The sequence below is a fragment of the Brunnivagina elsteri CCALA 953 genome (assembly GCF_002289455.1).
In the GTDB taxonomy this organism is placed as follows: Bacteria; Cyanobacteriota; Cyanobacteriia; order Cyanobacteriales; family Nostocaceae; genus Brunnivagina; species Brunnivagina elsteri.
On sequence record NZ_NTFS01000018.1, the window covers coordinates 21,235 to 33,880 of the forward strand.

Annotated in this window: 12 protein-coding genes; 3 read left to right on the forward strand and 9 right to left on the reverse strand. The window is 42.6% G+C overall.

Translation table 11 applies throughout. The features are described from left to right. Window positions 1–79: 79 nt before the first annotated feature. Window positions 80–2,236 (forward strand): ribonuclease E, encoded by a 2,157-nt coding sequence (rne, locus tag CK510_RS03020; RefSeq protein WP_095720286.1) that lies wholly within the window; start codon window positions 80–82, stop codon window positions 2,234–2,236. A gap of 21 nt (window positions 2,237–2,257) precedes the next feature. Continuing rightward, window positions 2,258–2,917, forward strand: coding sequence for a ribonuclease HII (locus tag CK510_RS03025; protein ID WP_095720287.1), 660 nt, complete (start codon window positions 2,258–2,260; stop codon window positions 2,915–2,917). 201 nt (window positions 2,918–3,118) lie between these two features. Here the strand turns inward: CK510_RS03025 and CK510_RS03030 are convergent, their stop codons facing one another. Then, entirely contained in the window at window positions 3,119–3,721 is a 603-nt protein-coding gene (locus CK510_RS03030) for a DUF1997 domain-containing protein (protein ID WP_095720288.1), read from the reverse strand. Between the two features lie 322 nt (window positions 3,722–4,043). On the opposite strand from CK510_RS03030, the gene pheA reads away from it, so the two are divergent. Next, window positions 4,044–4,949: a prephenate dehydratase gene (gene pheA, locus CK510_RS03035; protein WP_095720289.1), complete on the forward strand. Its 906-nt coding sequence runs from the start codon at window positions 4,044–4,046 to the stop codon at window positions 4,947–4,949. 202 nt (window positions 4,950–5,151) lie between these two features. On the opposite strand, the gene CK510_RS03040 is transcribed toward pheA, so the two are convergent. The 8 genes from CK510_RS03040 to CK510_RS03075 form a co-directional block, all read right to left on the reverse strand. After that, window positions 5,152–5,799, reverse strand: coding sequence for an LON peptidase substrate-binding domain-containing protein (locus CK510_RS03040; protein ID WP_095720290.1), 648 nt, complete (start codon window positions 5,797–5,799; stop codon window positions 5,152–5,154). Window positions 5,800–6,100: 301 nt separating this feature from the next. Continuing rightward, window positions 6,101–6,418, reverse strand: coding sequence for a 30S ribosomal protein S10 (rpsJ, locus tag CK510_RS03045; protein ID WP_010998474.1), 318 nt, complete (start codon window positions 6,416–6,418; stop codon window positions 6,101–6,103). 152 nt (window positions 6,419–6,570) lie between these two features. Next, window positions 6,571–7,800 carry an elongation factor Tu gene (gene tuf / locus CK510_RS03050; RefSeq protein WP_095720291.1) on the reverse strand — a complete coding sequence of 410 codons (1,230 nt, stop codon included), beginning with the start codon at window positions 7,798–7,800 and terminating at the stop codon, window positions 6,571–6,573. 27 nt (window positions 7,801–7,827) lie between these two features. After that, entirely contained in the window at window positions 7,828–9,906 is a 2,079-nt protein-coding gene (fusA, locus tag CK510_RS03055; protein WP_095720292.1) for an elongation factor G, read from the reverse strand. Between the two features lie 184 nt (window positions 9,907–10,090). Continuing rightward, complete coding sequence (rpsG, locus tag CK510_RS03060; protein WP_095720293.1) at window positions 10,091–10,561, reverse strand: 30S ribosomal protein S7; 471 nt, start codon at window positions 10,559–10,561, stop codon at window positions 10,091–10,093. Window positions 10,562–10,920: 359 nt separating this feature from the next. Then, entirely contained in the window at window positions 10,921–11,304 is a 384-nt protein-coding gene (rpsL, locus tag CK510_RS03065; RefSeq protein WP_095720294.1) for a 30S ribosomal protein S12, read from the reverse strand. Window positions 11,305–11,454: 150 nt separating this feature from the next. Further along, a complete protein-coding gene (locus tag CK510_RS03070; protein ID WP_095720295.1) occupies window positions 11,455–11,784 on the reverse strand; it encodes a HesB/IscA family protein in 330 nt (109 codons plus the stop codon). A gap of 169 nt (window positions 11,785–11,953) precedes the next feature. Continuing rightward, a complete protein-coding gene (locus CK510_RS03075; protein WP_245911822.1) occupies window positions 11,954–12,382 on the reverse strand; it encodes a phosphomannose isomerase type II C-terminal cupin domain in 429 nt (142 codons plus the stop codon). Between the last annotated feature and the right edge of the window lie 264 nt (window positions 12,383–12,646).

Sequence of the window (12,646 nt, forward strand, 5' to 3'; positions counted from 1 at the left end):
AGCAAAACATCGAAGTAGAGGGAAAGATGGATAACCAACCTCCAGAATCGATTGCGCTGCCAATTTTTAAGGAAATTGAATGCCAAAACAAATTATCATTGCCGAGCAGCATCAAATTGCTGCGGTCTTTTCTGAAGACCAAATACAAGAACTCGTAGTTGCTACGGGACATCACCAAATTGGTGATATTTACTTAGGTGTTGTCGAAAACGTTTTACCTGGTATTGATGCTGCGTTCGTAAATATCGGCGACCCCGAACGTAATGGTTTTATTCACGTTACTGATTTAGGACCGTTACGATTAAAACGCAGTGCTGCGGCAATTACTGAATTATTAACACCACAACAGAAAGTTTTGGTGCAGGTAATGAAGGAGCCGACAGGCAGCAAGGGACCAAGATTAACAGGTAACATTACCTTACCGGGTCGTTACGTTGTTTTGATGCCCTACGGTAGAGGTGTCAATTTATCCCGTCGGATCAAAAACGAGAACGAGCGCAACCGTTTACGGGCACTAGCGATTTTAATTAAACCTGCGGGAATGGGTTTACTTGTTCGTACCGAAGCCGAAGGCAAACCTGAAGAAGCAATTATTGAAGACTTAGAAGTTTTACAAAAGCAGTGGGAAGTAATTCAGCAAGAAGCACAGTCAACCCGTGCCCCAGCATTGCTCAACCGCGATGACGACTTTATTCAGCGTGTTCTTCGAGATATGTACGGTGCAGATGTCAACCGAATTGTCGTTGATTCTAGTACCGGATTGAAGCGAGTCAAGCAGTACTTGCAGAACTGGAGTGGAGGACAAACACCACAAGGATTATTGATTGACCACCATCGCGATCGCACTCCCATACTCGAGTACTTCCGCATCAGTGCCGCCATTAAAGAAGCTCTCAAACCGAGAGTCGATTTACCTTCCGGTGGTTATATCATTATCGAACCGACCGAAGCATTAACAGTAATTGATGTCAACTCCGGTTCCTTTACCCGCTCCGCAACCGCGAGGGAAACTGTACTCTGGACAAACTGCGAAGCCGCAACCGAGATAGCCCGTCAATTGCGTTTGCGTAATATTGCGGGTGTGATTGTAGTCGATTTCATTGATATGGAATCGCGACGCGACCAGTTACAGGTTCTCGAGCACTTTAATAAAGCCCTAAAAGCCGACAAAGCACGTCCTCAGATTGCCCAGTTAACCGAATTAGGTTTAGTCGAACTTACACGTAAACGCCAAGGTCAAAATATTTACGAGTTATTCGGTCAAACTTGCCAGACATGTGGTGGTTTAGGACATATCGTGAATTTGCCTGGAGAAGGAGAAAGCCGCAATGCTCCCTCCCCAGTAGAAATACCCGAACGTTTCGTCTCGCCATCACCAATGCCGCAACCGCGTGAAACTAGGATGCCAGTTGCCCGCATCAACAGCGAACCACGGGAAAACTATCCACGGGAAAACTACGACTCCTATAATGAAGGGTTTGATACTGCTGCCGAACCAGAGTTTAATTCTTTAAGTCTTGTCAACCATCCCAGCTATCAAGAATTAGGCGATAAAAATCGTCGTGTCCGTCGTCGCCAGCGAATTGGAGGTATAAACGGAGGCACACTAAAAGAAGAACAACGGGTAGCGGGAACCCCCGTATCGTTTGTAAAAGATTCCGACTTCGATGATGATACGGATACCGAAATGGGAGGAGTGACAGAACTACCAACCTTGGGTGTTAGTAAATCACCTTGGGGCGATCGCATTGATGCTCCAAAAGCAACAATCTACGACAACCGTACGAAAACAAAGCTTGAGCCAATCAAGCCAGTCGTCGAACCACCGGAAATTGTTTCGGTAGAAATGACCACAGACGAACAGGATGTCTACGCATTGATGGGAGTTTCGCCATTAATCCGCTTAAATCGGGAAGTCAAAAGTCCTAAATCGGTTATTATTAACGTCACCTTACCAGGTCAAACTTCTTCCTCAGAACCTCCGGAACCACAAGAAACATCTGCATCTATCTCAACTTTACCAATACCTGCCCCAGTCAAATTTTCTAGGGAACCTGAACCTGAACCTTTAATAGAAATTGATGATGAGGAACCAATTGAAGTCGAAATTGAAGCCGAAATTGAAGTCCAACCAATTCCGCAACAAGAAGAAACTTTTAATGCGATCGATGACAGCGAAGCAAGTGGAACACCCAATCGTCGTCGTCGTCGTCGTTCCTCTGCTGGAGATGATTGATGTTGGCATCCAATAGTCGTTATGGTTAAAAAAAGGCAAACAACTGTTGTTGAATTACCTCTATTTCCAACTGAATCACACTGGTTAGAATTATCTACTTTGTGGAATACACAAGGAATAATTGCAGGTGTTGATGAAGTTGGACGAGGGGCATTATTTGGTCCTGTAGTTGCAGCAGCAGTTGTATTGCCGCAAAGTGCTTTGCTTTCCCTGATGACAGCAGGAATCAATGACAGTAAAAAATTGTCGCCATCGCGCCGAAATCAGCTAGCTCGCCAGATTGCTACGCTAGCTTGCGATTGGAGAATTGGTTTTGCTTCAACTGCTGAAATTGACCAACTAAACATCTTGCAGGCATCTTTATTAGCAATGAAACGGGCTGTACTCAAACTTTCAGTACAGCCCACACTTTGTTTAATTGATGGAAATCAGCTTGTTACTGGTTTACCAATGTCACAGCAAACAATTGTTAAGGGTGATTCTCTATCTCTTGCGATCGCAGCAGCAAGTATTCTTGCAAAAGTATGGCGTGATGATTTGATATTGCGACTAGCTGTTAATTATCCTATGTACGATTTAGCACGTAATAAAGGTTACGGCAGCCAACGTCATTTAGCAGCATTACAGGAGCATGGAGTTTCACGCTTACATCGCAAATCCTTCAGCCCCTGTCAAAATTAGGGATTGGGCAAAATCCAATGTATCTTAAACTTACCCAAGGCTTGATAAGCTGAAAATCTTTTAAAAGTATTGTGGTGCGGAGAGAAGTTTCCGGGGAGACATACTTCACGAAAAACTCTAGGGTATTTTGCCCAGGTATTCGGATGTAAATTTAATGCGCGATCGCTCAACATATCTCCGCATCCAAATCAACCCTGAATCCTATTCGATATTTAGTATTGGCAATTCTTGACAATTGCCATTAGTTGTTATACCAGTAGTTTGCACATTTTTAGTCTGTGACTCTACCCAACGGCTATAGTCTGCTAGTAATTGATATAATAATCTTTGTTTAATTGTTAATAAGACACTTTTAAGCAAACCATTACCAGCCGTTTCCAAAATTGCTTTCGGAGTGAAGCAGAATGGTGCAGGTAAATCTATTGTTACCTGTAAGTCAGCCCTCCCTTTCAAGTTTGTTACGGATAAATTTTCTTCTAGGGATAAATATCCTTCTAAATTGAGACTAAAGCGTTGGTTAATATATTCAAAACCCAATATTTCACAAGCTATAGATTGTAGTCTAATAACTCCACTTGGTTCTGCCCAAACCCTCATATCAACTGTCGGTTGAATGCTGATGGAAATAAAAGTAAGTGGACGCATTTTCAGGCGAAACACTTCTTCCGAAAGCTGCTTAATTCTGTCAGTTTCAACAAGAGCATAAACTAAGCGCTGGGGTTGGCGAAGATAATGCTGAATGTGAATTGGCTGCTCTGGAACAGTCATTTCTACCGATTGTAAGGCGTTAAAGGTGGTAGCCATGAAATTATTAAATTACCTGTTTAATATTTTAATATTTTTGACTGTATGTTTGTGGCTCAAAATCTTCTTTTCCCTACAAGCAAAAAAATAGATCAAGCCATATCCGCACTTTATAAAAATTAGAAAACATTATTACTGGAATTTAATCAACTTTTAGTAATAAAATTTTATAATTAAATTACTATCAATAGAATAAGTATTAACAGCACTATACAGTCAAAATCGACACAGCTAAAATCCAAGTAAAATATGGATTAAAAATAGTGTATCAGAACATCTAAGCTAAATTTATGAATTAAGTTTTTAATTTAGGCAAAAATATATGAATCTATCAATTGCACATTTAGGACCATCAGGAAACCATAGCGAACAAGCAGCCCTTTTTTATGTAAATTGGTTGACAAAAACAACAAGAGAGCAAGCTATTCTGTGTCCTTATCCGAGTATTGCCCAATCAATCAGAGCAGTTGCAGAGGGAAAGGTACAATTAGCTGTGGTTCCTGCTGAAAATTCGATTGAAGGTAGCGTCACAATGACAATGGATGCTATGTGGCAGCTAGATAATTTGCAAATTCGTTTGGCTTTGGTTATGCCCATTGTTCACGTACTCATTTCCTGTGCTACCGATTTAGGGAATATCAAAATCGTATACTCGCATCCGCAAGCTTTGGCACAATGTCAGGGATGGTTGGAACGTTTTCTTCCTAATGTACAATTAATGGCAACTAATTCGACAACTGAAGCATTAGAAAGGCTGGAAACAGATTTAAGTGCGGCTGCTATCTCTTCAGAAAGGGCAGCACAGCTTTATAATTTACCAACATTGGCTAGCGGCATAAATGACCGTCCTGAAAACTTTACTCGCTTTTGGGTGGTTAGTCAAAACAAAATTAGTCAAAACAAAGTTAGCCAAAACAAAAATTTAGAAGAACAGTCTTTAATATCCCAATCAGATGCCAGTCACACTTCCTTAGCATTCAGCGTTGCCGCTAACGTTCCTGGTGCATTAGCAAAAACACTGCAAGTATTCGCGCACTTAGGAATTAATCTAAGTCGAATTGAGTCACGTCCAACTAAGCGTTCTTTAGGGGAGTATTTGTTTTTTATTGATATTGAAGCAAATTTTAAGGAACCACTACTACAATCGGCACTAACAGAATTGTTAACCTACACCGAAGTCCTCAAAATTTTTGGTAGCTATAACGTTTTGTCAACCGATGTAATTTAGTTAATAGTTAGGAGTTTTGAGTTAGTTGTTTTTTGTTCTGAACTAAAAAATCAATTAATTCACCATTAACCACTAACCACTAAGAGTAAGCCACAAAATAAAAAATGATCCTGTGTTGTCATGCTGTAGCTTGCTACAGAATCACCGAAGAGCATTTCTTTATGTGGAGTTCTCTAACCACTAACCACTAACCACTAACCAATTATAACTTTTGATTAAAGGTGTCCTTGAGAACAGTACGGGCAGCGAGATGATTACGAGTTGATGTCAAAATTTCCGCTTCCCGTTCTAAACGTGTAGCAGTACTACGCATTTCTAATAATGCTTGCTGTTCGAGGGGTACACCATGTAAATTATGTGCAACCCAGTAAGATAATTCCACTGCTAAATTTGGTAAATCTTCAGGTAATTCAATACTCTTGTCGGTTAGCTTGGCAGATAAACGGACAACATCTCGTAAAAGTTGTTCAACATCTGTTGCTATCGGCTCTAAATCCTTAGTTGGTGGCTCGTCTTCTATCCACTCAACCAAGCCAACTCGGTAAGGCTTTTCACGAACGTATTCCAGAACTCGAAACCTTTGCTGTCCTAATGTTACTACATGCATCCGGTCATCGGGTAGGCGCTGATGGTGAACTATTTCCGCACAACAGCCAACATCTGCTATTTTGCCTTTAACTGGATCGATCATCAACACTCCAAACCTGCGATCGCTCTCCAAAACCGTATTCATCATGATTCGGTAACGATACTCGAAAATATGCAGGGGTAAAGGTCTTGTGGGAAACAAAACTACTTCCGGCAACGGGAATAAAGGTAGCTCGCAAACTGCTATTTTAGATGAAGCCATTTTTACTTTGGTATAAATTTAATCTTTAATTAGGTATAAGTCTTTAATCTTTCCGTATTCCTTTTCAATTTTATCATTTTGTTCTGCTGCAATGAAAAAGCCCTGAGAAATATTTCTCAGGGTCTTGTAATAATTCACACTATGTATTGTTAATCATTATTTATTACTGAGTAGTAGCTAATACTAAAGTTATTAAAAGTAGCAGTTAAAAGTCTAATAACTCTTAATTCCTGTACAAACGACCCATCAGGTCGTCTCTATTTTCTAACTATATAACTCCTAACTCCTAACTTCTAACGAATTACAACTTAACTTCAATATCAACACCTGATGGCAAATCTAGCTTCATTAGCGCGTCGATTGTTTTAGAAGAGGGTTGATAAATATCGATAATGCGACGGTGAGTACGGGTTTCAAAGTGTTCGCGAGAATCTTTATCAACGTGGGGCGATCGCAATACACAATAAATTTTGCGTTTGGTTGGTAGAGGAATCGGACCAATTGCTGTCGCATTTGTGCGGTTAGCGGTGTCTACAATCTTTTCGCAAGAGGTGTCTAATAAGCGTCGGTCAAAAGCTTGCAAACGAATTCTGATTTTTTGCTGTTGTAGCGTTGCCATCTCAAATTTTCCTGGTTCTACAGATGTTAGATTTTGGATTTTGGATTCTGGATTTATGCCAGAATCTAGAATCCAAAATGCGATTTGGGGACATAAAAAGAGCAGAGACGTATTATATCATCCCCGCTCCTTTTTAACGAAGGTGCAAAGTGTTATTTAATAATCTTGGAAACAACACCAGCACCGATGGTACGACCACCTTCACGAATTGCGAAACGCATACCTTGTTCGATTGCGATCGCATTGATTAATTTCACAGTCATTTTGATGCGGTCTCCAGGCATTACCATTTCGGCTGCACTACCATCATCGGAAGTGAAGGCATCGATAGTACCAGTTACGTCGGTTGTACGCACATAAAACTGGGGACGATAACCTGCAAAGAAAGGAGTCTTACGACCACCTTCTTTCTCGGTCAAAACGTACACTTCGCCTTCAAATTCGGTGTGAGGAGTTATGGAACCAGCCTTAGCCAGCACCATTCCACGCTCGATTTCTTCCTTTTTCAAACCGCGAAGTAAAAGACCTGCATTGTCACCAGCCATACCTTCTTCGAGACTCTTCTTGAACATCTCGATCCCAGTTACGGTAGTAGCACGGGTATCTTTAATCCCTACCAACTCAACGTTATCACCAACTTTAACTTTTCCACGTTCGATCCGTCCGGTTGCGACTGTACCACGACCGGAGATGGAGAAAACGTCTTCTACAGCCATCAAGAAAGGTTTGTCAATATCGCGTTCGGGGGTAGGAATGTAAGAATCTACAGCATCCATCAATTCGTAGATTTTATCTACCCACTTGTCTTCACCACGCTTTGTTTTAGGAGCAGCAGTCATTTTTTCCAATGCTTGCAGACCAGAACCTTTAACGATGGGGATGTCATCACCAGGGAAATCATAGCTGGAAAGCAGCTCGCGCACTTCTAATTCTACGAGTTCCAAAAGCTCTTCGTCGTCCACCATGTCTTCTTTATTCAAGAAAACAACGAGGCTAGGTACACCAACCTGTTTCGCTAACAAAATATGTTCGCGGGTTTGGGGCATTGGACCGTCAGCAGCAGAGCAAACTAAAATGCCTCCGTCCATTTGTGCCGCACCTGTAATCATGTTTTTCACATAATCGGCGTGTCCAGGACAGTCTACGTGGGCATAATGACGATTTTCAGTTTCGTACTCCACGTGAGCAGTGTTAATCGTAATCCCACGTTGCCGCTCTTCGGGTGCTGCATCGATTTGGTCATAAGCCTTTGCCACCGCTCCCCCCATTGCTGCCAGGGTCATTGTAATTGCAGCTGTTAGCGTGGTTTTACCGTGGTCAACGTGACCAATTGTACCGATATTAACGTGGGGTTTATTCCGTTCAAACTTTGCGCGTGCCATGAATACTTGTTTCCTTTCCTTTTTTAGTTATGCGGTCCCTTTGTTTTTAGCGATGATTGCCTCTGCGACGTTGCGAGGCACCTCTTCGTAACGGCTAAACTCCATCGAGAAGATACCACGACCTTGGGTTTTTGACCGAATGTCAGTAGCGTAGCCAAACATTTCTGCTAATGGGACTTTAGCAGTTACCTTCGCAAGACCCTCTTCTGACCCCATTCCTTCGATTTGTCCTCGACGGGAGTTGAGGTCACCCATTACGTCCCCAAGGTAGTCTTCAGGTACTTCTACCTCAACTTTCATCATGGGTTCTAATAGTACGGGCGAAGCTTTCATCACAGCTTCTTTCATCGCCATTGAACCAGCGATTTTAAAAGCCATTTCTGAAGAGTCTACATCATGGTAAGACCCATCAACCAGAGTCGCTTTGACATCGATCAGGGGATAGCCTGCAATTACGCCAGATTCGCAACTTTCTTTCATCCCCGCTTCTGCTGGTCCAACGTACTCTTTAGGTATAGTTCCACCAACAATTTTGGAGACAAATTCAAAACCGCTTCCTGGTTCTCCTGGTTGGAGGTCAATGACTACGTGACCATACTGACCTTTTCCACCGCTCTGACGAATGAATTTCCCTTCTATCTTGGTAACGGCTTTGCGGATTGTTTCTCGGTAAGCGACTTGTGGCGCACCCACATTAGCTTCTACTTTAAACTCGCGCAACATCCGGTCTACAAGAATTTCCAGGTGTAGTTCTCCCATTCCGGCAATTACGGTCTGGTTGGTTTCCGGGTCAATACTGACGCGGAAGGTTGGGTCTTCTTCCGATAGTGATTGTAGAGCTTTGGACAGCTTGTCCATGTCATTCTTGGTTTTTGGTTCTACCGCAACCGAGATTACCGGCTCTGGAATAAACAGCGATTCTAGGATTACTGGCGAGTTCTCATCAGTAATTGTATCACCAGTTAGTGTGTCTTTTAGCCCTAATGCTGCCCCCAAATCCCCAGCCCGCAGTTCATCAACATCTTGTCGCTCATCTGCTTTTAATATCACCAGCCGGGAAATACGTTCTTTCTTGCCTTTTGTCGCATTGAGAACGTAACTACCTTTTTTCAATATGCCAGAATAAACGCGAACAAACGTGAGGCGACCATAAGGGTCAGCCATAATCTTGAACGCAAGTGCTGATAGTGGTTCGTTGTCGTCCGCATGACGTTCAACGGTATCACCGTTTAGCAGGAGACCTTGGATTGCTGGGACTTCTAAGGGGGATGGCAAATAATCAACAACTGCGTCAAGCAGCAGTTGTATGCCTTTATTCTTGAAGGCTGAACCGCAAAGCATGGGCACAATTCTGCCCGATACAGTACTTTTACGTAGTGCTGTATGAATTTCCTCTTCAGTAAGTGCTTGACCTTCAAAGTACTTGTTCATCAGGTCGTCGCTGGTTTCCGATACCGCTTCAATCAGCTTGGTGCGGTATTCTGCTGCGACTTCCTGCATATCTGCGGGGATGTCTTGTTCTTGAATATCAGTACCTTTATCGTTGGTATAGATGTATGCACGCATCTTTACCAAGTCAACTAAGCCTAAAAATTCTGTTTCGGCTCCAATGGGCAACTGAATGGGAATCGCATTTGTACGAAGGCGATCGCGGACCTGTTCGTAAACCTTATAAAAGTTTGCACCAGTACGATCCATTTTGTTTACAAAAACAATCCGGGGTACTTTGTAACGGTCAGCCTGTCTCCATACAGTTTCGGTTTGGGGCTGTACGCCACCTACCGAACACAAAACAGTAATTACACCGTCTAATACCCGCATCGAACGTTCAACTTCAATTGTAAAGTCTACGTGACCGGGAGTATCGATAATGTTAATTTGATGATTTTTCCAGGTGGTGCTAATCGCCGCAGCTGTGATCGTAATACCCCGTTCCCGCTCCTGTTCCATCCAGTCGGTAACGGCAGTACCTTGATGTACTTCACCAATTTTATGAATTATCCCAGAATAAAATAATATTCTCTCCGTTGTTGTCGTTTTACCCGCGTCTATATGTGCCGCAATCCCAATATTGCGTACTTTCTCTAGCGGGGTGGTACGTGCCACGGCTGCCTCCTATATTTTTCGCCCATGATATCTTGCATATTACACTTTGTTAAGTTTTTATCCTTTTACGGAAAACCGACTTTTTTGTAAATCCGGCATACCGCAATTCAGCCAGTGCGATATGTCGGTTATCAATTCAAAGAGACGATAAAACTCTATCTTTCGAGCTAGGAGTACAGCCAGCTTAATAACGGTAATGGGCGAAGGCTTTGTTTGCTTCTGCCATCCGGTGTGTTTCTTCACGCTTTTTAATTGCGCTTCCACTTTCGTTAGCAGCATCCATCAACTCGTTGGCGAGTCTACCTGCCATTGTCCGACCAGCACGTTGGCGAGAATACTGTACTAACCAGCGTAATGCGAGGGTTGTACCGCGTTCATTACGCACTTCCATTGGCACCTGGTAGGTCGCACCACCTACTCGTCGTGCCTTAACCTCAACCAATGGAGTGGCATTCCGTACTGCTCTTTCAAATGTTTCGAGGGGGTCGCCACCAGTGCGCTCTCCAATTGTTTTCATTGCATCGTAAACAATCCGCGCAGCTAGAGATTTCTTACCGTGACGCATAATCCGGCGAATAATCATGCTAACCAAACGGCTATTGTATACGGAGTCAGGCGGAACTGGTCGCCTTTGAATAACACCACGACGAGACATATTTAACCCTTAAATTTCCGATGAAAGCAACGAGACTATCTAGAATATTACCTTGGAAGTTTTATAATTAGTGGCAGTTGCCGTTAATTCAATACTTCTGGTTTCAACTTCTGACTACAGTTGCAGCGACGCTGACTTCAATAATTTGCTGTCTTCAATTCAGACAAGCAAGGCGACAGTGACATATTCCTACACTGCTTACAAGCACTACAGTGTAGGCTTCTCAGCGACTCCCGGTATCCCGTTGGACATTAACTGAGCTTTGTTTAGACTGCACGAGATGCCCCTCCGCACAGTTTGAGCAAGCTATCCCCATCAGCTACAAATACAAAAATGTATTTGCTAAAATCGGTTGCGTTCTAGCTCTTTGCTGGTTTGGGACGTTTAGTTCCATATTTTGAACGACCCTGCTTGCGGTCTTTGACTCCGGCAGTATCTAATGTGCCGCGAATAATGTGGTATCTCACACCTGGCAAGTCCTTAACCCGACCACCACGAATCATGACAACTGAGTGTTCCTGTAAGTTGTGACCAATACCGGGAATGTAAGCTGTGACTTCAAAGCCAGAAGTTAGACGTACCCGTGCTACTTTACGAAGCGCGGAGTTAGGTTTTTTAGGAGTAGTCGTATATACCCTGGTACAAACTCCCCGGCGTTGCGGGCATTGTTTCAGGGCTGGCGACTTGGTTTTCTGACGCGCGTTTTCGCGTTCGGTTCTAATAAGCTGCTGTATTGTTGGCATGAGTTACAGCGAGTGAAGCTGTTTAATGGTCTAAGTTTTAACAAATCCTGATTATATCTTTTCCAAGAGTTTTATGCAAACTATTTTTTATTTGGGTAATTTGGAATCGAGGATTAAGAGATTAAAAATTTTTTCAATGCTCAATGTCCATTAACCATCTATCGAAAACGAATTTCCGCAGCCACAAGTGGAGGTGGCTTGGGGATTGTGAAAGCGAAACGCCCCACCAACTAGGTCTTCGGAATAATCGAGGGTTAGCCCATTGAGATAATTTAAGCTTCCAGTATCGATCGCAATTTGAATGTCGTTGCAGTTGAAAGTTTGTTCTGAGTCCGCAAGATTCTTGGCAAATGACATGTCGTAAAACAAACCAAAACAACCGCCAGACTGAACCGCTAAACGAAGCCAAATGTTTGCTTCCTGACGCTTTGACTGCATTCGCTTGATTTCTGTAGTAGCTGTTGGACTCAAATTAATCATGGGAAAAAGGCAAAAATAATTTCTTCTTCAAAATAGGAAAGTTAAAATACTATCTTAAACATTAAAATGCGCGATCGCTATTATTTCGCAAACAAAAATTATAAATTATAAAAATTAAATTACACAACACAGGTAGAGACGACCCACCGGGTCGTCTAGAATTCAGGAATTAGGAGTTATTTTCCCCTTTCCCCATACGAGAATAATCATCTTGGAAGCGAATAATATCGTCTTCGCCCAAGTATTCCCCATTTTGTACTTCAATCAAAACAAGGGGAATGACACCAGGATTCTCTAAACGGTGTGCTGTGCATTGGGGAACATAGGTTGATTGGTTATTGCTAAGTAGCACTTCTGCATCGCCACAAACAACCTTAGCAGTACCGGAAACCACAATCCAATGCTCGCTGCGGTGATGGTGCATTTGTAAGCTGAGACGATGCCCTGGCTTGACTTCAATGCGTTTAATCTTGTAGCCACGTCCTTCTTCCAAAATGGTAAAGGAACCCCAAGGACGCAACTCTGTGGCTGCTACACCTCGCGGAGTCACGGAGGTTGGAAGGGTCATTGTGTTTACTTGCGCTGTTTCTTGAGCCATAGTTACCTCTTTTCTGGGGGACATAAAATTTTGATTACCTAAAGTCACTAATCAATTGATGAAAAAATATAACGCAATATCGCAACCGTAGAAATCAGCAATTTATTAGTCTTTGGTAAACATAGCAAAATCAAAATAAACAGTGAAATCAACGCCTGATATATTTACGGTGTCTATACCAAGTCTTCATGAACTTAATTGAAACTTGTTCTTGATTTTAAAAAGCAAGTGGGGAAATCAGGAGTTTTAAGCGGGGAGTTAATA

Excerpts from the sequence above, each read along its gene's own strand:
- CK510_RS03040 (WP_095720290.1), bottom strand. The coding sequence starts at position 5,799 with ATGGCTTCATCTAAAATAGCAGTTTGCGAGCTACCTTTATTCCCGTTG.
- CK510_RS03030 (WP_095720288.1), bottom strand. The coding sequence starts at position 3,721 with ATGGCTACCACCTTTAACGCCTTACAATCGGTAGAAATGACTGTTCCA.
- pheA (WP_095720289.1), top strand. The coding sequence starts at position 4,044 with ATGAATCTATCAATTGCACATTTAGGACCATCAGGAAACCATAGCGAA.
- CK510_RS03075 (WP_245911822.1), bottom strand. The coding sequence starts at position 12,382 with ATGGCTCAAGAAACAGCGCAAGTAAACACAATGACCCTTCCAACCTCC.
- CK510_RS03025 (WP_095720287.1), top strand. The coding sequence starts at position 2,258 with ATGGTTAAAAAAAGGCAAACAACTGTTGTTGAATTACCTCTATTTCCA.
- tuf (WP_095720291.1), bottom strand. The coding sequence starts at position 7,800 with ATGGCACGCGCAAAGTTTGAACGGAATAAACCCCACGTTAATATCGGT.
- rpsG (WP_095720293.1), bottom strand. The coding sequence starts at position 10,561 with ATGTCTCGTCGTGGTGTTATTCAAAGGCGACCAGTTCCGCCTGACTCC.
- rpsL (WP_095720294.1), bottom strand. The coding sequence starts at position 11,304 with ATGCCAACAATACAGCAGCTTATTAGAACCGAACGCGAAAACGCGCGT.
- rpsJ (WP_010998474.1), bottom strand. The coding sequence starts at position 6,418 with ATGGCAACGCTACAACAGCAAAAAATCAGAATTCGTTTGCAAGCTTTT.
- CK510_RS03070 (WP_095720295.1), bottom strand. The coding sequence starts at position 11,784 with ATGATTAATTTGAGTCCAACAGCTACTACAGAAATCAAGCGAATGCAG.
- rne (WP_095720286.1), top strand. The coding sequence starts at position 80 with ATGCCAAAACAAATTATCATTGCCGAGCAGCATCAAATTGCTGCGGTC.